At 66.4% G+C, this 24,053-nt stretch carries 18 protein-coding genes; 14 read left to right on the forward strand and 4 right to left on the reverse strand.

The annotated features are described in order from the left end of the window. The first annotated feature begins 57 nt into the window (after window positions 1-57). Complete coding sequence (locus LOC56_RS07475) at window positions 58-696, forward strand: mycothiol-dependent nitroreductase Rv2466c family protein (protein WP_229951661.1); 639 nt, start codon at window positions 58-60, stop codon at window positions 694-696. A gap of 70 nt (window positions 697-766) precedes the next feature. Here LOC56_RS07475 and valS read toward each other — a convergent pair whose 3' ends face one another. Together valS and LOC56_RS07485 are read right to left on the reverse strand one after the other, a co-directional pair. Then, on the reverse strand, window positions 767-3,394 hold the full coding sequence (gene valS, locus LOC56_RS07480; protein ID WP_229951662.1) for a valine--tRNA ligase: 2,628 nt from the start codon (window positions 3,392-3,394) through the stop codon (window positions 767-769). 129 nt (window positions 3,395-3,523) lie between these two features. Continuing rightward, on the reverse strand, window positions 3,524-3,817 hold the full coding sequence (locus LOC56_RS07485; protein WP_229951663.1) for a hypothetical protein: 294 nt from the start codon (window positions 3,815-3,817) through the stop codon (window positions 3,524-3,526). 698 nt (window positions 3,818-4,515) lie between these two features. On the opposite strand from LOC56_RS07485, the gene LOC56_RS07490 reads away from it, so the two are divergent. From LOC56_RS07490 to ndk, 6 genes are all read left to right on the forward strand, one after another. Beyond that, complete coding sequence (locus tag LOC56_RS07490) at window positions 4,516-5,346, forward strand: type IV toxin-antitoxin system AbiEi family antitoxin domain-containing protein (protein WP_229951664.1); 831 nt, start codon at window positions 4,516-4,518, stop codon at window positions 5,344-5,346. A 225-nt stretch (window positions 5,347-5,571) separates the two neighbouring features. Continuing rightward, entirely contained in the window at window positions 5,572-6,330 is a 759-nt protein-coding gene (locus LOC56_RS07495; RefSeq protein ID WP_229951665.1) for an SDR family oxidoreductase, read from the forward strand. Between the two features lie 327 nt (window positions 6,331-6,657). Continuing rightward, window positions 6,658-9,957, forward strand: a complete 3,300-nt coding sequence (ileS, locus tag LOC56_RS07500; protein WP_229951666.1) for an isoleucine--tRNA ligase — start codon at window positions 6,658-6,660, stop codon at window positions 9,955-9,957. Further along, on the forward strand, window positions 9,957-11,336 hold the full coding sequence (locus LOC56_RS07505) for a bifunctional folylpolyglutamate synthase/dihydrofolate synthase (RefSeq protein ID WP_229951667.1): 1,380 nt from the start codon (window positions 9,957-9,959) through the stop codon (window positions 11,334-11,336). The genes ileS and LOC56_RS07505 overlap by 1 nt, the downstream gene beginning before the upstream one ends. Before the next feature lie 11 nt (window positions 11,337-11,347). Further along, window positions 11,348-11,824: a DUF4233 domain-containing protein gene (locus LOC56_RS07510; protein ID WP_229951668.1), complete on the forward strand. Its 477-nt coding sequence runs from the start codon at window positions 11,348-11,350 to the stop codon at window positions 11,822-11,824. Between the two features lie 39 nt (window positions 11,825-11,863). Continuing rightward, window positions 11,864-12,280 carry a nucleoside-diphosphate kinase gene (gene ndk / locus LOC56_RS07515; protein ID WP_229951669.1) on the forward strand — a complete coding sequence of 139 codons (417 nt, stop codon included), beginning with the start codon at window positions 11,864-11,866 and terminating at the stop codon, window positions 12,278-12,280. A 66-nt stretch (window positions 12,281-12,346) separates the two neighbouring features. Here ndk and LOC56_RS07520 read toward each other — a convergent pair whose 3' ends face one another. Continuing rightward, window positions 12,347-13,447, reverse strand: a complete 1,101-nt coding sequence (locus LOC56_RS07520; protein WP_229951670.1) for an SDR family oxidoreductase — start codon at window positions 13,445-13,447, stop codon at window positions 12,347-12,349. Window positions 13,448-13,573: 126 nt separating this feature from the next. Here LOC56_RS07520 and LOC56_RS07525 point away from each other — a divergent pair, with 126 nt between their 5' ends. Continuing rightward, window positions 13,574-14,212: a CG0192-related protein gene (locus LOC56_RS07525; protein ID WP_229951671.1), complete on the forward strand. Its 639-nt coding sequence runs from the start codon at window positions 13,574-13,576 to the stop codon at window positions 14,210-14,212. A 32-nt stretch (window positions 14,213-14,244) separates the two neighbouring features. Here the strand turns inward: LOC56_RS07525 and LOC56_RS07530 are convergent, their stop codons facing one another. After that, window positions 14,245-14,904 (reverse strand): vitamin K epoxide reductase family protein, encoded by a 660-nt coding sequence (locus LOC56_RS07530; RefSeq protein ID WP_442860079.1) that lies wholly within the window; start codon window positions 14,902-14,904, stop codon window positions 14,245-14,247. 441 nt (window positions 14,905-15,345) lie between these two features. On the opposite strand from LOC56_RS07530, the gene LOC56_RS07535 reads away from it, so the two are divergent. From LOC56_RS07535 to LOC56_RS07560, 6 genes are all read left to right on the forward strand, one after another. Then, window positions 15,346-18,669 (forward strand): Rne/Rng family ribonuclease, encoded by a 3,324-nt coding sequence (locus LOC56_RS07535; protein ID WP_229951672.1) that lies wholly within the window; start codon window positions 15,346-15,348, stop codon window positions 18,667-18,669. A gap of 349 nt (window positions 18,670-19,018) precedes the next feature. Then, window positions 19,019-19,330 carry a 50S ribosomal protein L21 gene (rplU, locus tag LOC56_RS07540; RefSeq protein ID WP_146361875.1) on the forward strand — a complete coding sequence of 104 codons (312 nt, stop codon included), beginning with the start codon at window positions 19,019-19,021 and terminating at the stop codon, window positions 19,328-19,330. 84 nt (window positions 19,331-19,414) lie between these two features. Next, window positions 19,415-19,678: a 50S ribosomal protein L27 gene (gene rpmA / locus LOC56_RS07545; protein ID WP_104053918.1), complete on the forward strand. Its 264-nt coding sequence runs from the start codon at window positions 19,415-19,417 to the stop codon at window positions 19,676-19,678. A 108-nt stretch (window positions 19,679-19,786) separates the two neighbouring features. Next, on the forward strand, window positions 19,787-21,382 hold the full coding sequence (obgE, locus tag LOC56_RS07550) for a GTPase ObgE (protein ID WP_229951673.1): 1,596 nt from the start codon (window positions 19,787-19,789) through the stop codon (window positions 21,380-21,382). A gap of 52 nt (window positions 21,383-21,434) precedes the next feature. Then, window positions 21,435-22,649, forward strand: coding sequence for a glutamate 5-kinase (proB, locus tag LOC56_RS07555; protein ID WP_229951674.1), 1,215 nt, complete (start codon window positions 21,435-21,437; stop codon window positions 22,647-22,649). Beyond that, the gene (locus tag LOC56_RS07560; protein ID WP_229951675.1) at window positions 22,646-23,959 is read left to right on the forward strand and encodes a glutamate-5-semialdehyde dehydrogenase; all 1,314 of its coding nucleotides are present in this window, start codon (window positions 22,646-22,648) and stop codon (window positions 23,957-23,959) included. Before proB ends, LOC56_RS07560 begins: the two co-directional genes overlap by 4 nt. The last annotated feature ends 94 nt before the right edge of the window (window positions 23,960-24,053 follow it).

Raw genomic sequence — 24,053 nt, forward strand, 5'->3', positions numbered from 1 at the left:
GTAGGAGTAGTACGTTCGGCGCCGTTTTGCGCCATCGACCGCTTCGAAGGAGTTTCCATGACCGTTAATGGTTCTGCGTCGCCCGCCAGTTCCGCATCGACCGCCGATTTCTGGTTTGACCCGATGTGCCCGTTTGCCTGGGTCACGTCCCGCTGGATGGACGAGGTGGAAAAGGTCCGCGACGTCCGCACCAACTGGCACGTCATGAGCCTGTCCGTGCTGAACGAGGGACGCGACCACCTCCCGGAGGACTACCGGAAGCGGATGGACGCGGCGTGGGGGCCGGTGCGCGTGATCATCGCTGCGCAGGAACTGCACGGCAGCGAGTACATCAAGAAGCTGTACGACGCCATGGGAACCCGCATCCATATCGGCGGCAACTCCGACTTCCCCGCGGTGATCCGTGAAGCGCTGGCCGAGGTTGGCCTGCCCGCCGAGCTCGCGCAGTACGCCGACACGGAGGAGTATGACTCCCAGCTGCGTGCCTCGCACAAGGAAGGCATCGCAAAGGTGGGCGACGACGTCGGAACCCCCATCGTGGCCTTCAACGGCACCGCCTTCTTCGGCCCGGTCCTGACGCGCATCCCGCGCGGCGAAGAAGCTGGAGCGATGTTCGACGGGGCCGTAATGCTGGCCTCCAACCCGGCGTTCTTCGAACTCAAGCGCAGCCGCACCGAGAGCCCGCAGTTCGACTGATTATTCTGCTTTTTTAGACTAAAACGCCCGGCCGGGTAACCCGGCCGGGCGTTTCGCTGTCCTGCTGCAGTTACTCCGCGGGCGGTGCCAGCTCGACGTCGGAAACGCTCAGCTCACCCTCGCCGACGGCCAGGTTGAGTTCGCGGACGTTGCCGGCGGCCTTCAGGTCCGCCTGCCCGGCGCGGAGCCGGGCGACGGCCCCCTCGGGCGCGGTGACCGTGGCCTTGAGGACCTCGGTCCGCTGCTTCACCTTGGCCTCGGACTTCGCCTTGCGGATACCGCCCAGGGCGGCGGCTACCGTACCGAGGATGCCGGCGTCGGCGTCCTTCACGGCGGCGGCGAGGCCGTCCACGTTCGGCCACGGCGCGCGGTGCACCGATCCGGCGCGCCACCAGCCCCAGACCTCTTCGGTAGCGAACGGCAGGAACGGCGCGAACAGACGCAGCAGCGCATCCAGGGTGGTGGCCAGCGTGGCGAGCACAGAGGCCTGCTCCGCATCACCGGCGGCTCCGTAGGCACGGTCCTTGATCAGCTCCACGTAGTCATCCGTGAAGGACCAGAAGAAGGACTCGGTCAGCTGCAGCGCCTTGGCGTAGTCGTAGCGCTCAAAAGCACTCGTGGCTGCATTGACGACGTCGGACAGCTGGGCCAGCAGCGCCAGGTCCAGCGCGTTGGTGATCACCGAGGTGTCGGCCAAGGCCACGTTCTTCTCCGTTGCGCCCAAATTCAGGACGAACTTTGACGCATTGAGCAGCTTGATGGCCAGGCGGCGGCCGATCTTCATCTGCGCAATTTCGTAGGCCGTATCCGCGCCGAGCTTCGCCGAGGCGGCCCAGTAGCGCACGGCATCGGAACCGAACTCGTTCAGCACGTCGGTGGGGACCACCACGTTGCCCTTGGACTTGGACATCTTCTTCCGGTCCGGATCCAGGATCCAGCCCGAAATCGCGGCGTGCTTCCACGGCGCGGCGGCGTTCAGCGCATCGGCGCGGACCACCGAGGAGAACAGCCACGTCCGGATGATGTCGTGGCCCTGCGGCCGCAGGTCGAACGGGAAGACCTTCGCGAAGAGGTCCTCGTCCACGCTCCAGCCGCCCACAATCTGCGGGGTCAGCGAGGAAGTGGCCCAGGTGTCGAGCACATCGGCGTCACCAATGAAGCCGTTGGGCTGGTTGCGGGCAGACTCTTCGTAGCCCGGAGCCGGTTCAGCGGCCGGGTCCACCGGGAGGGACGCGGAATCGGGCAGTACCGGGTGGTCGTAGTCCGGGTTGCCGGCGGCATCCAGGGGGTACCAGACCGGAACGGGCACGCCGAAGAAACGCTGGCGGGAGACCAGCCAGTCGCCGTTGAGGCCCTCAATCCAGTTCTCGTAGCGGGAGCGCATAAACGCCGGGTGGAAGTCGATTTCCTTGCCCCGGGCAATCAGGCGTTCGCGGCGTTCCTCGTCGCGGCCGCCGTTGCGGATGTACCACTGGCGGCTGGTGACCACTTCGAGGGGCTTGTCGCCCTTTTCGAAGAAGTTGACCGGGTGGGTGATCTTCTTCGGTTCGCCGTCGAGGTCGCCGCTTTCACGCAGTATCTCCACCACGGTTTCCTTGGCGCTGAAGACCGTCTTGGTCGCGATGGCGGCGTAGTTTTCCTTGGCCGTCTCGGTGGCGATCCACTCCGGGGTGTCCGCCAGGATCCGGCCGTCGCGGCCGATCACGGCGCGGGTGGGCAGGTTCAGTTCGCGCCACCAGGTCACGTCGGTCAGGTCACCGAAGGTGCAGATCATGGCGATGCCGGAGCCCTTGTCAGGCTTGGCCAGCGGATGCGCCTTCACTTCCACCTCGACGTCGAACAGCGGCGACTTCACCGTGGTGCCGAAGAGGCGCTGGTATCGCTCGTCGTCGGGATGCGCGACCAGGGCCACGCACGCCGGCAGCAGTTCCGGGCGGGTGGTCTCAATGTAGATCTTCTCGCCGTCGGGGGCATGGAAGCTCACCCGGTGGTAGGCGCCGGGCTGCTCGCGGTCCTCAAGCTCTGCCTGGGCCACCGCGGTGCGGAAGGTGACGTCCCAGAGGGTGGGGGCTTCGGCCATGTAGGCGTCGCCGGCCCGCAGGTTGTCCAGGAAGGCGCGCTGGCTGACGGCACGTGAGTGGTCGTCGATGGTGCGGTAGGTCCGGTTCCAGTCCACGGACAGGCCGAGGGTGGAGAAGAGGTCCTCGAAGACCTTCTCGTCCTCAACAGCCAGTTCCTCGCACAGCTCGATGAAGTTGCGGCGGGAGACGACGTCGAAATCACGCTGGTTCTTCGCGGCCTTCGCCGGCGGGCGGTAGTCGGCGTCGTACGGCTTGGTGGGATCGCACCGCACACCGTAGTAGTTCTGCACGCGGCGCTCGGTGGGCAGGCCGTTGTCGTCCCAGCCCATCGGGTAGAAGACGTTCTTGCCGGTCATCCGCTTGTAGCGGGCCATCACGTCGGTCTGCGTGTAGGAGAACATGTGCCCCACGTGCAGCGAGCCGGAGGCCGTGGGCGGGGGAGTGTCGATGGAGTAGACCTCGTCGCGGACCGTGTCCGGTTCGAACGCGTACGTTCCCTCCTCGCGCCAGCGGGCGCTCAGCTTGGACTCGAGCCCCTCCAGGGCGGGCTTGTCGGGGACGGAAACGGTCTGGGGTTCGTTGTCGGGCGTGTCTGTGCCCGGGATATGTTCAGCCATGGTTTCCATTCTTCCATGCAGGCCTATGGTCTGAGGCACTGCCGGGTTTACCGGACTGTCTCGGGTGTTGCCGTGTCCGGCCGCAGTTGCCGCGCGGCAGGACGAATCCGGAGCTTCCCGGGCCGGAACCTAGTTGTCCTGCGCTGATTTGCCGAAGTAGTGAGCCAGGAAGAAGGTCATAGCGACTGCTCCGGTAGCCAGCGAGATGCGTTCACGTGGACCGACCGGGGTCCGGCCCAGCAGGGCGACGCCGCCGGCTGCGTTCAAGCCGCTCCAGAGGGCATTGGCCATGGGGCCGGAGAGTCCGACGCCGGGCGGATTGGCAAACGGGGTGGGGAACCGTCTTCCCTGAACGGCACTGACCCCGTGCGGAACTGCGTTGGCGAGGAGTACTCCGGCGAGGAATCTGGTGACAAGAGGCATGGCTGGATCCTGTTCGGGCAGCGGAGGGGCGGTCGGGGCAGCCAGTGGGGCTGGCGTACCGAGAGCCTACAGCCCTGACCCTCGCCTGTGCGGTCTGGGGTCTGCTGCGAGCACAGCATCCCACCGGGTGGTGCTGTAGGTGCTGGTGGGAGCTCGGGAGATACCAGGAGCCCCGAACCGGGGGAGCCTGTGCGGGCTGGGGTCTGCTGCGAGCACAGCGTCCCACCGGGTGGTGCTGCTGGTGCTGGTGGGACCCCGGGAGATACCAGGAGCCCCAAACCGTGGGACCCTGTGCTGCTGCGAGCACAGCATCCCACTGGGTGGTGCTGTCGGTGCTGGTGGGAGCTCGGGAGATACCAGGGGCCCCAAACCGTGGGACCCTGTGCGGGCTCCGAGCACAGCATCCCACTGGGTGGTGTTGTTGGTGCTGGTGGGAGCTCGGGAGATACCAGGGGCCCCAAACCGTGGGGCCCCGTGCGGGTAGGGGCCTGCTGCGAGCACAGCGTCCCACCGGGTGGTGCTGCTGGTACGGGTGGGACCTCGGGAGATATCAGCAGCCCCAAACCGTGGGAGCCTGTGCGTCCAGGCAGCGGCTTCTATCCCTCCACACAGGCTCGAACCGCACCGGGTTGCCTGATGCACGTCACCCCGCAGCATGGAAGAGCAGCAACTGGTTGGAGACGCACCACTGTGAGGGGATGCAGCAACTGGAAGCATTCCTGCTCACTCGTTACGGAGTGGCAAGCTACGGGACGCTGACCGCCAACGGGTTCCCTCGGCGGACGATCGACCGGGCTCTGCGTACCGGGATCGTGCAGCGCGTGGCCCGCGGAACGTTTGCGCTGCCTCAGGCAGACGCCCGGTTGGTCCATGCCGCACGCAGCCAGGCCTCGCTGACGTGCACCTCGGCGGCAGAGGTTCTTGGCTGGTGGTTGCTGACCCCACCCGAAACCGTACACGTCCGGTGCGACGCGGCCCGGTCAATACCCGGCACGGTTGTCCACCGGGGACAGCGGTCGGCACACCGGCTGATATCACCGCCCCGGCAGATCCTCCGGGACGCCTTCCGCTGCCTTCCCCCGCTGGACGCACTGGTGATGGCGGAATCCGCAGTCGTAACCAAGGCCGTAGGACTGCAGAGCCTGCAGAAGGAATTCTCCGGGCAGCAGGACTGGCAGGCCCGGGCCCTGCTGGGGACCGTTCGGCGCACCACGGCATCGCCGCTGGAGGTCTGCGCTCGGTTCCACTTGCTGAACGCCGGACTGCGGGTTGAGACAGAGGTGGCCCTGCCTGGTCTCGGACGAGTGGATCTGCTTGTTGACGGGTGGCTGATCATCGAGATCGATGGGTTCGCGTTCCACAGCAGCCGGGAGCACTACCGCGCGGACCGGCGACGCTGGAACGCGTCGGCAGCGGGCGGGTGGATCACGCTGCGGATCACCGCGGAACTTGTCCTGCACCGGCCGGAAGAGTTTGTGGATCTGGTGAAAAAGACGCGGGACATGTGGAGTCTGAGGGTGCGGCGGTGACAGCAGCAGTAGGAGAGCAGCAGTAGGGAAGCAGTAGTGCAGGTGCCGCAACAGAGCAGCAGCTGTGATGCAGCCAGAGGGCAGCGGCAGTAACAACACGCCAGCAGCCGCAACTAAGCAGTAGCCCGGTAGTGCCGAAACAATGCCCAACGACCGCCGTCGTCACAGAGGGAAGGAAAGTGCCGAAAAACCAGAGCGGAACCAAACGCTGGCTAAAGTGGTCCCATGACTGAGATCACACCGAAGCGGGCCGTTGTCACCGGAGCAAGTTCAGGGATCGGGGCAGCAGCCGTACGTGCGCTGCGCGACTCGGGCTGGGACGTCGTCGCCGTCGCCCGCCGCCGGGAGAAGCTGGAGGCGCTCGCAGAGGAAACCGGTGCTGAAGCCATCGCAGCGGACGTCACCGATGATGCTTCGGTGGCACGGCTCGCGGAGCAGGTTCTGGCCGGCGGGGGAGTGGACGCCTTGATCAACAACGCCGGCGGTGCCTTTGGGCTCGACCCGGTCGCCAGCGGAAGCATCAGCGACTGGCAGCGCATGTATGACGTCAATGTCCTGGGTGCGCTGCGGACAACGCAGGCATTCCTGCCCGCGCTGCGGGCGAACGGCCGGGGATCGGTCCTGCTGCTGACGTCGACGGCGGCCTTCACCGCCTACGAGGGCGGGGCCGGCTACAGTGCAGCGAAGTCGGGGGAAGAAATGCTGGCCCGGACACTGCGCCTGGAGGAAGCCGAACACAATGTCCGTGTCATCGAGATCGCGCCGGGCATGGTGAAAACGGAGGAATTTTCCCTGAACCGGGTGGGGGACAAGGAGGCTGCGGACAAGGTGTACGCCGGCGTCGAAAAGCCGCTGACGGCTGAAGATGTTGCCGAGGTCATCGCGTTCGCTTTGAACGTGCCGCACCACGTCAACCTTGACCAGGTGGTCCTGCGCCCGCTGGCGCAGGCTGCCCAGCACAAGGTCATCCGCACCGCGTTGTAGGCCGGCAGGTAGTCCAGGACGCCCCGCCGGGGACGGTGCTTCGACAACCGGCGCGGGCGTGGCCTAAACTTGACCGGAACAGCACTGACCCGGCCATCACCGGTGAGCTTCCGGAAGAACAGCTACCTCGTTAATAGGGGCAGCCCAGTAGAACCGGACGGGTAAGCCCGTCACAGCAGTCAATGAGCGGCAGCCGCGCGAACCCAGCACCAGCGGGAACGCACGGCGGCAAGCGAGGTGGTACCGCGGTTACCGCCGGCCTTTCGGGGCCGGTAGAGGCCGCCCTCGCATCCTGTTCCACAGCCAGATTCACTTGCCGCTATCAGGATGACGAATATGCCCTCTGTATACCCCAAAGCCAGCACCGGCGACGCAGCTTCTGCTGCCGTTCCCTCCTCCCCCCGGTTTCCGGAACTCGAAGAACGCGTTCTGAAGTACTGGGACCAGGACGGCACCTTCCAGGCTTCCATTGACGCCCGGCCGGCCGGAAACGACGGCGAGAACGAGTTCGTCTTCTACGACGGCCCGCCATTCGCCAACGGCCTGCCGCACTACGGCCACCTGCTCACCGGCTACGTGAAGGACCTGGTGGCCCGCTACCAGACCCAGCGCGGCCGCCGCGTGGAACGCCGCTTCGGGTGGGACACCCACGGCCTGCCCGCCGAACTCGAGGCCATGAAGCAGCTCGGGATGAGCGACAAGGTCCAGATCGAGAAGATGGGCATCGACAAGTTCAACGATGCGTGCCGTGCCTCGGTCATGAAGTACGCCGGCGACTGGCAGGACTATGTCACCCGCCAGGCACGCTGGGTGGACTTCGAGAACGATTACAAGACGCTCAACGTCGAGTACATGGAATCGGTCATCTGGGCGTTCAAGACCCTGCATGAAAAGGGCCTGACCTACAGCGGTTTCCGCGTGCTTCCATACTGCTGGAAGGACGAGACGCCGCTGTCCAACCATGAGCTGCGCATGGACGACGACGTCTACAAGATGCGCCAGGACCAGACGGTCACGGTCACCTTCCCCATCACCGCCGGCGAGAACGCGCTTTCCGCCGAGCTCGAAGGCGTGCAGGCCATCGCCTGGACCACCACCCCCTGGACCCTGCCCACCAACATGGCCCTCGCCGTCGGACCCGAGGTCCGCTACGCCGTCGTGCCCGCGGGACCGAAGGGCACCCAGGCCGGCGAGGGGCGCTTCCTCCTGGCCGAGGACCTCGTGGGCTCCTATGCGAAGGACCTGGGATACGACGACGCCGAGGCCGCCCGCACGGCAGTCACCGCCGTCCACCTCGGCAAGGACCTCGCCGGGCTGCGCTACGCACCGCTGTGGAACTACTACACCGACGCGGAAAAGTGGGGCACTGCCAACGCCTGGCAGATCGTCACTGCGGATTACGTCACCACCACCGACGGCACCGGCATCGTCCACCAGGCACCCGCCTACGGCGAAGACGACCAGAAGGTCTGCGAGGAATTCGGCATCCCCGTGATCCTCTCGGTGGACGAGGGCGGCAAGTTCCTGCCCATGTTCGCCGTCGGGGAACTCGCCGACATCGCCGGACTGCAGGTCTTCGACGCCAACAAGCCGATCACCCGCGTCCTGAAGGCGGACGGCCGGCTGCTGCGCCAGGCCAGCTACGAGCACAGCTACCCGCACTGCTGGCGCTGCCGGAACCCGCTGATCTACAAGGCGGTCTCCTCCTGGTTCGTGGAGGTCACCAAGATCAAGGACCGCATGGTCGAGCTGAACCAGCAGATCAACTGGATCCCCGAGAACGTCAAGGACGGCCAGTTCGGCAAGTGGCTGGAAAACGCCCGTGACTGGTCCATCAGCCGCAACCGCTACTGGGGCAGCCCCATCCCGGTCTGGGTCTCGGACGATCCCAACTACCCCCGCACCGACGTGTACGGTTCCCTGGCTGAAATGGAAGCCGACTTCGGCCGGCTGCCGCTGAACAAGGAAGGCCAGCCGGACCTGCACCGCCCGTTCATCGACGAGCTGACCCGCCCCAACCCGGACGACCCCACCGGGCAGTCCACCATGCGCCGCGTTGAAGACGTGCTGGATGTGTGGTTCGACTCCGGGTCCATGCCGTACGCCCAGGTGCACTACCCGCACGAAAACGCCGACTGGTTCGAGAACCACAACCCCGGCGACTTCATCGTCGAGTACATCGGCCAGACCCGCGGCTGGTTCTACACACTGCATGTCCTGGCTACGGCACTGTTTGACCGGCCTGCCTTCCGCAATGTCATCAGCCACGGCATTGTCCTGGGCTCCGACGGGCAGAAAATGTCCAAGTCGCTGCAGAACTATCCGAATGTCTCGGAGGTTCTGGACCGCGACGGTTCCGACGCGATGCGCTGGTTCCTGATGGCCTCCCCGATCCTGCGCGGCGGTAACCTGATCGTCACCGAGCAGGGCATCCGCGACGGCGTCCGCCAGGCCATCCTGCCGCTGTGGAACGTGTGGCACTTCTTCAGCCTCTACACCAACGCCGCGAACAACGGCAACGGCTACGAGGCCAAGGCGTGCTACGACTCCACCGAGCCGCTGGACCGCTACCTGCTCGCCGCCACCGGCGACCTGGTCCGGGACATGGGCACGGCACTGGACACCTACGACGTGTCCGTCGGCTGCGAGATCCTGCGTGCCTACATGGACACGCTGACCAACTGGTACATCCGCCGCAGCCGCACGCGCTTCTTCGAGGAAGACACGCAGGCCTTCGACGTGCTCTACACCTGCCTGGAAACCGTGTGCCGGGTGGCAGCCCCGCTGCTGCCGCTGATCGGCGAGGAAATCTGGCGCGGCCTCACAGGCGGGCGCTCCGTGCACCTGACCGACTGGCCGGATGCTGACCTCTTCCCGAGCGACCCCGCCCTGGTGGAACGCATGGAAGCCACCCGCCGGATTGCCTCCGTCGGTTCCTCCCTGCGCAAGGGCGCGAACCTCCGCGTCCGCCTGCCGCTGTCCGAGATGACCGTCGTCGCCCCGGACGCGCAGTCCCTGACCGGCCAGTTCGCCGCGATCATCGCGGATGAGCTGAACCTGAAGAACGTCCGCCTGGTGGACGCCGCCGACGCCGACCCGGCCGAATTCGGCATCAGCCAGAAGCTCGTGGTCAACGCCCGCGCCGCCGGCCCCCGCCTGGGCAAGAATGTCCAGACAGCCATCAAGGCGGCCAAGTCCGGCGACTGGTCGGTGGACGACGCCGGAACGGTCACCGCCGGCGGCCTCGCCCTGGAACCCCAGGAGTACACGTTGGAGACCGTCGTCGAAACCGGCGAAGGAGAATCCGCCAAGGCGGTTGCCGTGCTGCCCGGCGGCGGCTTCCTGGTCCTCAACACCGAGGTCACCCCGGAACTGGCGGCCGAGGGCACTGCCCGCGACGCCATCCGCGCCGTCCAGCAGGCCCGCCGCGACGCGGACCTGCACATCAGCGACCGCATCCGCACCCGCATCAGCACGGGCGAGGAAGAAGCGGCAGCGCTCGAAGCCAACGTGAGCCTGGTGAAGGCTGAAACGCTCACGGATGACCTGGTGGTCACCGGAGACCTGGTCACCGACGGCGCCGACACCGACGCCGACAAGTACATCGTCACAGTGGAGAAGATCTAATGAGTTCAGCAGACCGCCCGTCCGGTTCCATTGACGGGTTCTCGGTGGAGAGCGTTTATGCCGAACTGCTCAGCCGCGCGCCGGAAAACAAGATGGAGCCGCGCATGGCTCCGCTGTTCCGGGCAATGGAAGTACTGGGGGAGCCGAACAAGGCGTTCCCGATCATCCACATCACCGGCACCAACGGCAAGACGTCCACGGCACGCATGATCGAAGCCGGGCTGCGTGCCTACGGGCTGCGCACCGGGCGGTACACCAGCCCGCACCTGACCAGCGTCACCGAGCGGATCAGCATTGACGGCGAGCCCGTCAGCGATGAAACGTTTGTCCGCATCTGGGACGAGATCCATCCCTACCTGGACATTGTGGACGCCGAACTCGAGGCTGCGGGCGAGCCCCGGCTGACGTACTTCGAAGCCGTGACCATCCTGGCGTTCGCGGTCTTCGCGGACGAACCGGTGGACGTGGCCGTTATCGAAGTAGGACTCGGCGGCATCACCGATGCCACCAACGTCGGCGACGGCACCGTGTCCGTAGTCACGCCCATTTCCCTGGACCACACCGAACTGCTGGGCGACGACGTCGCCGACATTGCCCGGGAAAAGGCCGGCATCATCAAGGAAGACGGGTTCCTCATCAGCGCCGCGCAGCCCATGGAGGCCGCGCAGGTGCTGCTCGAAAAGGCCCACGAGGCAGGCGTCCCGTTCCGGTTCGAAGGCGTCGAGTTCGGCGTTGAATCCCGGGTAATGGCAGTGGGCGGGCAGATGGTCACCATCAACGGCCTCGCCGGCCGCTATGAGGACCTGCAGGTTCCCCTGCACGGAGCCCACCAGGCTGAAAACGCCGCAGTGGCCGTGGCGGCGCTGGAAGCCTTCATCGGCGGCGGAACCAAGGAGCTCGACGTCGAACTGCTGCGTACCGGGTTCCTGACCGTCACCTCGCCCGGCCGCCTGGAAGTGGTGCGGACCGCACCCACCATCGTTGTCGACGCCGCGCACAACCCTGCGGGCGCGAAGGCGACCGCCGAGGCGCTGCGCGAAGCGTTCAACTTCACCAGCCTCGTCCTGGTGGTCGGCATCCTGGCGGAGAAGGACGCCGTCGGCATCCTGAGCGAACTCCGCGAACAGCTCGGCGACCTGGTCAGCGGTGTTGTGCTGACCCAGTCCGCCTCGCCGCGGGCCATCCCGGCCGAGGAACTGGTCCAGGATGCCGTGGACGCCGGGTTCGCGGACGAAGACATCCAGGTCGAGGCCGGCCTGGACAATGCGCTCGAATGGGCCGTAGCCAAGGCCGAGGAGAACAACGATCTCTCCGGCGGCGTGCTCGTGGTCGGTTCCATCACCGTGGTCGCCGAAGCGCGCACCCTCCTCGGAAAGTAGGCTTCGCAGCTATGGCTAAACTGACCAAAGCGCAGCGCGAATGGCGTCCGGGAATGCCCAAGAAGCGCCGCTCCGTCAAGGTAATGTTCGCTTCGACGGTGCTGACCCTGGAAGCCTTCGTGGTGCTGTTCGGGACGCTTGCCGTCTTCGGGCTGCACCGGGACAGCATCTCGCCGCCGCTGCTGCTTACCGGCGGTCTGCTGCTGGCGGCGGCGATGATCGGAACGTGCGCGCTGCTCTCCAAGCCGGCAGGCCCGCTGATCGGGTGGATCCTGCAGTTGGTGCTCATCGCCAGCGGTTTCCTGGAACCCATGATGTTCCTCGTTGGTGTGCTCTTCGCCCTTACCTGGTGGTACGGGCTTAAAGCCGGAATGCGGCTGGACCGGGAGAACCGCGAACGGGACCGGATGCAGGCCGAATGGGAGAAAGCACATCCCGAAGAAGGCAATGCGGCAGCCGGCCCCGAAACCGCCGCCGGCACCGACTAGGCTTAGATCCGATATCCGATCGTTCCAAGGAGATACACCGTGAGCACCGAGCGCACACTTGTCCTGATCAAGCCCGACGGCGTCGAGCGACGGCTCACCGGCGCCATCCTGGCCCGGATCGAGGCCAAGGGCTACACCGTGGCGGAGCTGAAGAAGACCGAAGCCACCCGCAGCATCCTCGAAGAGCACTACGCCGAGCACCAGGGCAAGCCGTTCTACGAGCCGCTGGTTGAGTTCATGCTCAGCGGACCGATTGTTGCGGTGGTCCTGGAAGGACAGCGTGTGATTGAAGGCTTCCGGTCCCTGGCCGGCACCACCGATCCCACCACGGCGGCACCGGGCACCATCCGCGGCGACTTCGGCCGGGACTGGGGCTCCGCCGTCCAGCAGAACCTGGTCCACGGATCCGACTCGCCCGAATCGGCTGCCCGCGAAATCGGCATCTGGTTCAGCTAGTACCGGAACAGACACATGAAGGGCCGGCACCAGTGATGGTGCCGGCCCTTCATGTGCAACGGGAGCTTACGGAATCAGCTTTTCGTCCCGCAGGCGTGCAAAGAGCGCCTTGAACGCGTCCTCCGTGCGGCGGTAACCGGTGAAGCCGGCGACCCGGCTCTTGCTCATATCCGTGAGTACCTCCACCTTCCGGCCAAGGTCGGCATCGGTGTGCCACCAGGAGGCCAGGCGTCCGAGATCCTGCTCGGCCAGACCGTGCTCGGCGGCAATCTTCGCCCAGGCTTCGGACATGCCGGCCATTTGCTCCTCCAGCGGGCGCGGCTCGGACTCAAACCCAACCGGCTCCACCCCGAACTCGGCGGCCAGCCGCGGCCATAGGGAGCGCCAGCGGAAAACGTCGCCGTTGACCACGTTGAAGGCTTCATTGGCGGTGTGCTCATCCGTCGCAGCCCAGAGCATGTGCTCGGCGAGCAGACCGGCATCGGTCATATCGGTGACCGAATTCCACTGGGTTTCGGAGCCCGGGAAAATGAACGGCATCCCGAGTTCCCGGCACAGGGTGGCCTGCACTGCAAGGGTCTGGCCCATGTTCATGGCGTTTCCGACGGCGAAGCCAATCACAGTGTGGGCGCGGTGAACGGACCAGGCAAAGCCCTGCCGCTCGGCCGCGGCCATCAGTTCGTCTTCCTGCGCATAGTAGAAGTTCTCCACCGGCAGGCGCGGTTCGTCTTCGGAGAACGGGGTATCCGGCATGGGACCCTCGCCGTACGCCTCGAACGGCCCCATGTAGTGCTTGAGCCCGGTCATCAGGGCTACATGCTCGAGGGGAGCGTCGGCGAGAGCCGTGAGCAGGTTCCGGACCATGGCCGAATTAACGGCAATGTTCTGGGCCTCCGTCTCCTGCCGGGACCAGGACGTAAAGAAGACATGTGTGGGGCGGGCGCCTTCCAGCGCCTGTGCCAGGCTTTCGGGAGAGCCGAGGTCCGCTGCAACCGGGACGACGCCGGGACGCGCCGGGTCGGGGTTTCCTGCCTTCCGCGACAGGGCCAGGACGGTCCAGCCCTCGTTCGAGAGCAGGTCCACCAGGGCCGCTCCGGCGATCCCGGTGGCACCGGCAACGAGTGCGGTGCGCGGGGTTTCAGAGCGGGCGGGCGTGGTTCTGAGCATGGTTCTCCTCATGGATCGAAATGCGGCGCTGCGGGGCAATCTTCCGTACGCCTTCTTCTGGGCCAACGGGGAACCGGCGGGGGAAATTCCTCACGGGTTCCGGAGAAAGTCGCCTAGGCTGTGGCCATGGCACTTATATACGACGCCGAGCTGCGTCCGGGCAAAATGGAATTGATCTCCGGCTGGTTGCCGGGCACTTGGTGGTTTCCCTCAACGGAACCGGTGACCGCTCGGAAGGTAGCTTCCTTCCGGTTCGATGACCCCGAGGGCGAGGTGGGAATCGAAACCCATATCGTGGAAGCCGGATCGCTGCTGGTGCAGGTGCCCCTGACCTACCGCGGCGCCCCGCTGGCCGGTGCGGAGGAATTCCTGATCAACGAAATGGAGCACTCGGTGCTCGGTCGGCGCTGGGTCTACGACGCCCTCGGCGACCCGGTCTACGCGCGGGCACTGGAAGCGGCCCTGCTCTCCCGGCAGCCGCAGGCGGCCCAGTACCTTGCCAACGACGGCGGACGCGAGCTGATGTCCGAAACCATGCAGGTGGCCAGCACGGGGATGCCCGACGGCGCCGGGCTGGTCGACGCGCCCGCTTCGGATCCGGAGGGCTGGGCAACCTCCGTCCTGACCGAGGGCGGCTGGGAGTTCTCCGTGGTGCGGTTGCTGGATGTGGACGGGCGTACGGCGCCGGATCCCTCGCTGACGGCCACCTGGGAGGGCCAGGAGATTCCGGTGGTGCTCGCCTGGGGACTTCCGCTGGAGCGGTAGTTTCCACCCCGGCCGCTGGAACTCCGGGGAGGTTAGCTGCCCAGGAACGAGTTCAGGAACCGGAAGAAGATGGACGCCGCCGTCGCGACCCAGAGGAGAACGACGATCGGCCACGCCCAGTCCGTCAGGAAGCGGACCAGGCCGGCCGGCGCCGGGATGGTGCCGGCCGTCAGGTTGCGGATGGTCGTGAAGACGAACAGCGGAATCATGGCCGCCCACACCGCGATGCAGTAGATGCACAGCACGTAAATGTCGAAGAGTGCCTGGCTCCACAGCCAGACCACGAACACCATGCCGAGCGTGACGCCGATCTGCAGTCCGATCCAGTACCAGCGGGCGAAGCGGGCACCGGCCAGCAGCCCCATGGCCGTAGTGATGACGACGGCGAAGGCCACGATGCCGATCAGCGGGTTGGGGAAGCCGAAGATCGCCGCCTGCCAGGTCTGGAACACCGTTCCGCAGGAGACCCAGGGGCTGATGTCGCAGCTGGTGATGTAGTCGGCGTCCGCATAGACGTGGAGGCGTTCAATCACCAGGATGCCGGAGGCGACCCACCCGACTACGGCGGTGACCAGCAGCGTCCAGGCAAAGGACCGGCGTTCCGGACGGACTGCAGCGGCTGCCTGGTCCCGGGGATCGGCGGCTTCGTCCGGGGTGGCGCCGGAAGGTGGACGGGCTGCGCTGGAGGGCACGGAAGCTCCTTACGGAGTAGCTGTCGGAAGTAACTATCTGCGTCGAGTCTATGCGCAGGGACGGGCCAAAAAGGCGGCCGTATGCGATAATGAAGCTTGGCTGACGGCGGAACCACATTCCGTTGCCGGTCCAGCGACAGGCTTCCGGTTCTGCCGGTGACGCTTCCCGTGAAGTTGGCCCATCAATCCGGATGGGAACCAGGGAATCCGCCGGCCAGACCTACCCAGAACAGCCGTAACGAAAATTATCCGTTCCGCAGGGGTAGCAGGAAAAGCGCCGCTGGTCTTCGAGTGATACCGCGCCCCACAGCTGGCACGACCTCGAATGACATCCAGACGACTTCCGGCTGGCGGGCAGGCTGCGATGCCACCGTACAGCCGACACATTGCCTTGGGGCATTGGAATGTGGCCAGTGCCGCAGGGCCGGAGCATAGGCCTACATGACTAATCAGAATATTGGAACCAATGAACTGCCTGTGGAAACCGGTGCGGCAGGGGATCTTCCCGTGCAGCCGGACGAGCAGCCGGCACCCGTAAAGAAGGCCACCCGCAGCCGACGCAAGTCCGTCCCCGCTGCGTCCCCCGCAGGGCAGCCCGCAGCGGACGCCCCGGAAGCCGAAACGGTTCCAGCGGAAACCCAGCCGGAAACCCCCGCGCCCGCCGCTGAGAAGCCCAAGCGCACACGCGCTCCCCGCAAGAAGGCAGCACCGGCCGAAGCAGTTACCCGGCCGGAGGAGACGCCCGAAGCCGCCGCCGAAGCCGCTTCCGCCGCCGCAGACTCGGTAGCCCTTGAAGCAGCTCCCGAAGCCGCTTCCGCTGAAGCAGCTCCCGCGAAGACAGTCCGCCGGCGCCGCAGCCCGGCCAGGAAGCCTGCCGCTGATGCCGTTGCCGCAGAGAGCGCTCCTGCCGTCGAGAACGCCGCTGCCGGCGAAGTGACGCTGGCAGCCGGTCCCGAGTCCACCAACACCGCCGAACCCGCCGCCGAAACGGCCGCCCCGGCACCGAAGACCCGTACCCGGCGCCGGGCCAGCACGCCGACCGGTCCGGCACGAGCGGCAGAATCGGCCACGTCCGCTGCCGCGGAAACCGCCGAAACCCCGGCCGAGCCGGTGCTGCCCGCCGCGGCTGAAGCACCCGCCAAGGAAGAGTCCCCCGCCAAGGACCAGGAGCCGGCCAAGGCCGAAGCCGCCGGGCCCACCTCCGCGCTGGATCCGTTCTCGGTACCGGAATCGCCCACATCGGTGCTGTTCCACGCTCCGGACCTCACCGCCGTACGTTCCGTGCCGGTGGCCAAGCCCGCCGAAGCGGAAGAAACGGACGAGCAGGAGGGCAACGAAGATTCCGGTCGTTCCCGCCGCCGTTCCCGCCGCGGCCGCAGCCGCCAGGGCTCGGAAGCAGGAACCGGGCAGGAAGCCGGAGCAGAAGAAGCAGCGACCGGCCCCGAGGACAACGAGTCCGACGGCGTAACCTCCCGCCGTCGTCGTCGGCGCCGCCGCGGGGATGCCGACCTGGAACTGACCGGGGGAGCGGACGATGATCCGCCCAACACCGTCACCCGGGTACGTGCACCGCGCGCCCACGCCGAGGCCCCGGTCTCGGACCGCGTCACCAGCGTCAAGGGGTCAACCCGGCTGGAAGCCAAGAAGCAGCGCCGCCGCGAGTCCCGCGAGTCGGGCCGCCGCCGCCACGTAATCACCGAGGCTGAGTTCCTGGCCCGCCGTGAGTCCGTGGACCGCCAGATGATCGTCCGCCAGCGTGACGAGCGGATCCAGATCGGCGTGCTGGAGGACGGCGTCCTCGCCGAGCACTTTGTCTCCAACACGCAGCAGGACTCCCTGATCGGCAACGTCTACGTCGGCAAGGTCCAGAACGTGCTGCCCAGCATGGAGGCCGCCTTCGTGGACATCGGCCGCGGACGCAACGCCGTGCTGTACGCCGGCGAGGTCAACTGGGATGCCGCCGGCCTGGACGGCCAGCCGCGCCGTATTGAACTGGCACTGAAGTCCGGCGACTCGGTCCTGGTGCAGGTCACCAAGGACCCGGTGGGCCACAAGGGTGCACGCCTGACCAGCCAGATCTCGCTGCCCGGCCGCTACCTCGTGTACGTTCCGGGCGGTTCGATGACCGGCATCTCGCGCAAGCTGCCCGACGTCGAACGCAACCGGCTCAAGAAGATCCTCAAGGACCACCTGCCGGAAAACGCGGGCGTTATTGTGCGCACTGCCGCCGAAGGTGCCAGCGAGGAAGAGTTGATGAATGACATCAACCGCCTCCGCGCCCAGTGGGAGAACATTGAAGCCAAGTCCACGTCCACGAAGACGCTGCCGCCCGAGCTCCTGTACGGCGAACCGGACCTGACCATCAAGGTGGTCCGCGACGTCTTCAACGAGGACTTCTCCAAGCTTGTGGTCTCCGGTGAAGAGGCCTGGGACACTATCGAGGCCTATGTCACGTACGTGGCCCCGGATCTGGTGGGACGCCTCGAGAAGTGGACCAAGGACGAGGACATCTTCTCGGCCCACCGCATCGACGAGCAGATCGCCAAGGCCCTGGACCGCAAGGTGTTCCTGCCTTCGGGTGGTTCCCTGGTGATTGACCGCACCGAAGCCATGACAGTGGTGGACGTGAACACGGGCAAGTTCACCGGCAGCGGCGGCAACCTGGAAGAAACCGTCACCAAGAACAACCTCGAAGCGGCCGAAGAAGTGGTCCGCCAGCTGCGCCTGCGCGACATCGGCGGCATCATCGTCATCGACTTCATCGACATGGTCCTTGAAGCCAACCGCGACCTGGTGCTGCGCCGTCTCGTGGAGTGCCTGGGCCGGGACCGCACCAAGCACCAGGTGGCCGAGGTCACCTCGCTGGGCCTGGTCCAGATGACCCGCAAGCGCATGGGCACCGGCCTGCTGGAAGTCTTCGGCGAAACCTGTGAGCACTGCGAGGGACGCGGTGTCGTCACGCAGGACGTACCCGTGGAGCATCGCCGCAGCACCAGCCACACGCCGGCCGGCAACGGCCACGCGGTTGCCGACGATAACCACCAGCAGCACCTCAAGCAGGAAAAGCAGTCCCGCGGGGACCGGAAGCGCAACCGCAGCCGCGGACAGAACGGGAACGTCCAGGCTCCGGAGGAGCAGCCGCAGGCTGACGAGCCGGTGCAGGAAGATGCCGAGCGGCAGGCGAAGGCCGAAGCCGCCCGTGCAGCCTTGGCCAGCATTGCCGCTGCGACCGCCGCCGCGCACGACGTGGTTGACGCAGTCGCCAACGGCAACGCGGGATCCACGGCGCCGAAGGAAGCAGCCGCTGACGAGTCCGACACGGAGCCGGGAGCCGTGCTGAACATCCAGGGCGAAACCGTAGTGGTTCCCCGCCGCCAGCGGCGCCGCCAGGTGAAGGAAGAACCCGTCCTCACGCTCGAAAGCCTGACCGAAGCCTTCAACGAGGTTGCCTCGGCTGTGTCCCAGCCGGCGAAACCGGCACAGGGAGCCGAAACGGTGCCTGCTGCCCAGCAGGAGCCAAAGTCCACCCGGCAGGCTGCACCGCAGGCACCGGAGGCACCCGCCCGTCCGGTGCGCCGCCGCAGGGCAGCCAGCAGCCCGCAGGGAGCCGCCGAGGTCACGGCGCCGGCCGCAGGGGAAGCTTCCTCCGCTCCGGCACGGCATACGGCCACGGCTGCCGGCAAGCCGCCGGTGGCCCGGGAGGAAAAGACCGGTGCTGCAGCTCCGGTGATCCTGGGCGTAGGCGTACCTGCCTCCGAGCTTTAGCGTCCCCGTTCCACCGTCTGCGGGCGGCCTGTCCCCGATGGGGCGGGCCGCCCGCAGGCGTTAAAGCCCGTACTGCGGACCCGCCGGGGCGCCGATGTCCGCAACACCGGGTCCATGGGATAAAGTAGAGACCGAGCAGTGGCACCGGGTAGGTGGCGCGTGGGTCGACACCGCACATGCATAGCGCATTTGCGGGTTATGGGCCCGTTAGCGTAGCCTTGAACTTCGGTGCGAACGCCTTCCAACCGTTTATCGGTTCAGGCGGAACTGCATGGCGCAAGGCGGGTCCAATCTGGATCTGGCTAAATGCGCATCCAAGTATTAAACGTCGAGAGAAGTGAGTTCCCAAGTGGTGTACGCGATTGTCCGCGCTGGCGGCCGCCAAGAAAAGGTTTCCGTCGGAGACCTCGTAACCCTGGACCGCGTCCCCGGTGGAGCCGGTAGCACCTTTGAGCTGCCTGCCCTGCTTTTGGTTGATGGCGACAAGGTCACCTCTGCTGCACAGGACCTGGCCAAGGTTACCGTGACTGCAGAAATCGTCGAGAACTTCCGGGGTCCGAAGATTGTTATCCAGAAGTTCAAGAACAAGACCGGCTACAAGAAGCGTCAGGGCTACCGCTCCTCGCTGACCAAGGTCAAGGTTACGTCCATCAACTCCTGATTCTCCTGCCGGCCCCAGGGCCGGGAACGCGGGTGTGATCCCGCCTGAGGGTTTCAATATCAGTTAGCAAAGGCAGGCAAAGAAATGGCACATAAGAAAGGTGCGAGTTCCACTCGCAACGGTCGCGACTCCAACGCCCAGTACCTCGGCGTAAAGCGTTTCGGCGGCCAGGTTGTCAAGGCAGGCGAAATCATCGTTCGCCAGCGCGGCACCCACTTCCACCCGGGTGAGGGCGTTGGCCGCGGAGGCGACGACACCCTGTTCGCCCTGGAAGCAGGCGCAGTTGAATTCGGCAGCCGTCGTGGCCGCCGCGTCGTGAACATCGTGGCTGCTGCAGCCGCCGAGTAATCACCGGCATTTAGCTTTTCCGACGGGGCGGGCCTTGATGGCCCGCCCCGTCGTTTTTTTAAGCCAAGTAGAATTGGCATGATCAAGAAGTTCCTCTGAAGGAGAACCATGGCCAGCTTTGTAGACCGCGTAGTGCTGCACGTTTCGGGCGGTACAGGCGGCCATGGTTGCGTGTCCGTCAAGCGTGAAAAGTTCAAGCCCCTGGGTGGGCCTGACGGCGGCAACGGCGGCGACGGCGGCGACGTCATCCTGCGCGTTGACTCGAATACCACCACCCTGCTGGACTACCACCACGCCCCGCACCGGCACGCCACCAACGGCGGCAACGGGATGGGCGACTGGCGCGCGGGCAAGACCGGCGAGACGCTGATCCTCCCCGTTCCGGACGGCACGGTCGTCAAGAACAAGGCCGGCGAGGTCCTGGCGGACCTGGTTGGAGAGGGCTCCGAATACATTGCTGCCGCCGGTGGCCAGGGCGGCCTGGGCAACTCCTCGCTTTCCTCGCAGAAGCGCAAGGCTCCCGGATTCGCGCTGTTGGGCGTCCCCGGCGAAGAGGCCGACATTGTCCTGGAGCTCAAGTCCATTGCCGATATTGCACTGGTCGGCTTCCCGTCGGCCGGCAAGTCCTCGCTGATTGCCGCCATCTCCGCTGCCCGGCCGAAGATCGCCGACTACCCCTTCACCACGCTGATCCCGAACCTGGGCGTTGTCCAGTCCGGTGACGTGCGCTTTACCGTCGCCGATGTTCCCGGCCTGATTGAAGGTGCCTCGGAAGGCAAGGGCCTGGGCCACAACTTCCTGCGCCACGTGGAACGCTGCGCAGCCCTGGTGCACGTGCTGGATTGTGCCGCACTGGAAACGGACCGCGACCCCATCGGGGACCTCGAAGTCATTGAGCGCGAGCTCGAGAAGTACGAAGTGGACATGAGCTACGCGGGCACCGACGGCGACGTCGTGCCGCTGAACCGCCGTCCCCGCCTCGTCGCACTGAACAAGGTGGACGTTCCTGACGGCCGCGACATGGCCGGGTTCGTCCGGCCGGAACTGGAGAAGCGCGGCTACCGCGTGTTCGAGGTTTCCGCGTCCAGCCATGAAGGCCTGCGTGAACTCGGGTTCGCCATGGCTGCCATCGTCAAGGAAGCACGGGACGCCGTGGAGAAGGCTCCGCCGCGCATCCAGCCGCCGGTCCTGAAGCCGCGCGGCGTTAACTACAAGGGCGGCTTCCTGATCCGCCGCGAGGAGCGCAACCTCGAGCCGCTGTTCCGCGTCCTGGGTGAGAAGCCGGTTCGCTGGGTCCAGCAGACCGACTTCACCAATGACGAAGCCGTGGGCTACCTGGCGGACCGCCTGGCCAAGCTGGGTGTGGAGGAGAAACTGTTCAAGGAAGGCGCCAAGCCCGGTGACGCCGTGGTCATCGGCGAGGGCGACGGCGTCGTCTTCGACTGGGAGCCCACGATGATCGGCGGAGCGGAACTGCTTGCCGCTTCCCCGCGTGGCAGCGATATCCGCGTCGAAGACTTCTCCCGCCCGACCCGCGAGGAAAAGCGCGGCGACCACCAGAAGCGCAAGGAAGCCCGCGCCGCGGCCCGCGACGAGCTCGAAGCAGAGCGCAAGGCAGGCATCTGGACCGAGTCCGTGAACTACAAGCACTCCACACGCCCTGCGGACGTCGAGGGTAACGTCGAGGGTAACGAAGAGGCGTAACACCTTCATCTTCCCGGTAGGGACGGGGTGCAGCGCATAGGCTGGGCAGGTTATGAGTGAACACATCGAATTCGCCACACCTGCCCGCCGTGCGTTAACCTCCCGCTCCGGGCTGGCCCGGGCCCGCCGGGTGGTCGTCAAAGTGGGGTCCTCGTCCCTGACCTCGGTGGCGGGCGGGATCTCCGACTCAGCCCTGAAGTCCCTGGCCGACGTGCTGTCCGCCCGGCATGCGCAGGGCACCGAGATCATCCTGGTCTCCTCCGGCGCTATCAGCGCAGGGTTGGCGCCGCTGGGGCTCACCAAGCGCCCGGCCCAGCTTTCCTCCCAGCAGGCTGCCGCCAGCGTGGGGCAGGGCCTGCTGATGGCACGCTACACCTCCGCCTTCAGTGCGCACGGTGTCACGGTCAGCCAGGTGCTGCTCACCATTGAAGACCTGATGCGCCGCACGCACCACGCCAACGCGCACCGCGCCATGGAACGGCTTCTGAACTTCGGTGTCCTGCCCATCGTGAATGAGAACGACGCCGTCGCCAGCCACGAGATCCGCTTCGGCGACAATGACCGTCTGGCCGCCCTGGTGGCGCACCTCGTGAAGGCCGACGCGCTTATCCTGCTCTCCGACGTCGACGCCCTCTACGACGGTCCGCCGTCCGAGGGTGCCCGCCGCATCCCCGAAGTCACCGGCCCCAAGGACCTGGCGGACGTGCGGATCGGGAAGGTGGGCAAGGCCGGCGTGGGGACGGGCGGGATGGCGACCAAGGTTGAAGCAGCCACCATTGCGGCGGAATCGGGCATCCCGGCACTGGTCACGTCCACAGCCAATGCCGCCGCCGCGCTGGCCGGAGAAGACGTAGGCACCTGGTTCACTACCCGTGGCCGCCGCCGGTCCATCCGCCTGCTGTGGCTCGCCCACCTTGCCCGTATTCAGGGCACCCTGGTGCTCGACGACGGCGCGGCACGGGCGGTGGGGGACCGGCACCGTTCGCTGCTGCCGGCGGGAATCACTGCTGTGAAGGGGCAGTTCGAGCCCGGTGACGCCGTGGCCCTGGCCGATACCGCGGGCCGCGTGATTGCCCATGGCCTGACCAACTACGGTTCGGACGAGCTGCCCTCCATGCTCGGCCGCTCCACCCGGGAACTGTCGCGCGAACTGGGGCGCGGCTATGAACGCGCTGTGGTGCACGTAAACGACCTCGTTCTCCTGCACCCCAACGAAGCACCGGAAGCCGGGCGGGATGCCGGCACCGGACCTACACTGGGAGCATGACTTCCGTGAACATAACTGAGGCCGAACTGGAACCCGCCGGCGCGCCGGACACCGGCGTCGAAGCCCAGGTCCATGCCCTCGCCGACCGTTCCCGCACCGCCGCCCGGCGCCTGGCCCGGGCCAACCGCGCCTGGAAGGACCGCGCCCTGCGGCAGATCGCGCAGAACGTCAACGCGAAACAGGCCGCCATCCTCGCGGCCAACGCCCGGGACGTGGCGGCCGGCCGGGACAACGGGACCTCAACAGCCATGCTGGACCGGCTGTCGCTGACGCCGGCACGCATCACCGCGCTGGCCGCAGCGCTGGAGAACCTTGCCGGGCTGCCGGATCCGGTGGGATCCGTGGCCCGCGGCCAGACGCTGCCCAACGGGCTGCGGCTGCGCCAGGTGCACGTTCCGATGGGCGTGGTCGCCGCCATCTACGAGGCCCGCCCCAACGTCACCCTCGATATTGCCGGGCTGGCACTGAAAAGCGGCAATGCGGTTCTCCTGCGCGGCGGCAGCGCCGCCGCGAACACCAACGCGGTCCTCGTGGAAATCATCCGCGATTCCCTCGAGGAAGCAGGCCTGCCCGCCGACGCCGTGCAGAGCGTTGACCAGTACGGCCGTGAAGGCGCCAACGTACTGATGAAGGCACGGGGCCGGGTGGACGTGCTCATTCCGCGCGGCGGCCGCTCCCTGATCCAGTCCGTCGTCACCAACGCCACCGTGCCCGTCATCGAGACGGGGGAGGGCAACGTACATATCTACCTGGACCATTCGGCGCCGGTGGAGATGGCAGTGGATATCCTGCTCAACGCCAAGACGCAGCGCCCGAGTGTCTGCAACACCGTCGAGACCCTGCTCATCCATGAGGGCGCTCCGGCGGCACGCGACGTCCTGGCGGCGCTGGCCGCCGCCGGCGTCCGCCTGCATGCAGACCCCCGGGCCATGGAACTGCTGCCCGCCGGAGTCAGCGCGGAAAAGGCCGACGACGGCGACTGGGGGCGTGAGTACATGGACCTGGACCTGGCCGTGGCGGTGGTGGACACGCTGGATGACGCGCTGGAGCACATCAGGCGCTGGACCACCGGACACACTGAAGCGATTATCACCAACGACCTTGCCAACGCCGAGCGGTTCATTGCGGAGATCGATTCGGCGGCGGTCATTGTCAATGCCTCCACCAGGTTCACGGACGGCGGCGAACTCGGGCTGGGAGCCGAGGTGGGCATTTCCACGCAGAAAATGCATGCGCGCGGGCCCATGGGCCTCAGGGAACTGACAACTACGAAATGGATCATCCAGGGCGACGGGCAGATCCGCGACTAGTTGCGTCTAATGCCCGGCGACGGGTCCGGCTGCGATGTGCACTCCGTTACGCGTACCATTGACTAAGAACCCGTTCCGCCGGCTGCCCGGCGGA

Source organism: Arthrobacter sp. zg-Y179 (assembly GCF_020907345.1).
Classification (GTDB): domain Bacteria; phylum Actinomycetota; class Actinomycetes; order Actinomycetales; family Micrococcaceae; genus Arthrobacter_B; species Arthrobacter_B jinronghuae.

What these genes read in the sequence shown, in the direction of transcription:
- valS (WP_229951662.1), bottom strand. Translation starts at nt 3,394, where the DNA reads ATGGCTGAACATATCCCGGGCACAGACACGCCCGACAACGAACCCCAG.
- LOC56_RS07505 (WP_229951667.1), top strand. Translation starts at nt 9,957, where the DNA reads ATGAGTTCAGCAGACCGCCCGTCCGGTTCCATTGACGGGTTCTCGGTG.
- LOC56_RS07535 (WP_229951672.1), top strand. Translation starts at nt 15,346, where the DNA reads ATGACTAATCAGAATATTGGAACCAATGAACTGCCTGTGGAAACCGGT.
- proB (WP_229951674.1), top strand. Translation starts at nt 21,435, where the DNA reads ATGAGTGAACACATCGAATTCGCCACACCTGCCCGCCGTGCGTTAACC.
- obgE (WP_229951673.1), top strand. Translation starts at nt 19,787, where the DNA reads ATGGCCAGCTTTGTAGACCGCGTAGTGCTGCACGTTTCGGGCGGTACA.
- LOC56_RS07485 (WP_229951663.1), bottom strand. Translation starts at nt 3,817, where the DNA reads ATGCCTCTTGTCACCAGATTCCTCGCCGGAGTACTCCTCGCCAACGCA.
- LOC56_RS07475 (WP_229951661.1), top strand. Translation starts at nt 58, where the DNA reads ATGACCGTTAATGGTTCTGCGTCGCCCGCCAGTTCCGCATCGACCGCC.
- rpmA (WP_104053918.1), top strand. Translation starts at nt 19,415, where the DNA reads ATGGCACATAAGAAAGGTGCGAGTTCCACTCGCAACGGTCGCGACTCC.
- ileS (WP_229951666.1), top strand. Translation starts at nt 6,658, where the DNA reads ATGACGAATATGCCCTCTGTATACCCCAAAGCCAGCACCGGCGACGCA.
- LOC56_RS07510 (WP_229951668.1), top strand. Translation starts at nt 11,348, where the DNA reads ATGGCTAAACTGACCAAAGCGCAGCGCGAATGGCGTCCGGGAATGCCC.
- LOC56_RS07560 (WP_229951675.1), top strand. Translation starts at nt 22,646, where the DNA reads ATGACTTCCGTGAACATAACTGAGGCCGAACTGGAACCCGCCGGCGCG.
- LOC56_RS07495 (WP_229951665.1), top strand. Translation starts at nt 5,572, where the DNA reads ATGACTGAGATCACACCGAAGCGGGCCGTTGTCACCGGAGCAAGTTCA.
- LOC56_RS07525 (WP_229951671.1), top strand. Translation starts at nt 13,574, where the DNA reads ATGGCACTTATATACGACGCCGAGCTGCGTCCGGGCAAAATGGAATTG.
- LOC56_RS07520 (WP_229951670.1), bottom strand. Translation starts at nt 13,447, where the DNA reads ATGCTCAGAACCACGCCCGCCCGCTCTGAAACCCCGCGCACCGCACTC.
- LOC56_RS07490 (WP_229951664.1), top strand. Translation starts at nt 4,516, where the DNA reads ATGCAGCAACTGGAAGCATTCCTGCTCACTCGTTACGGAGTGGCAAGC.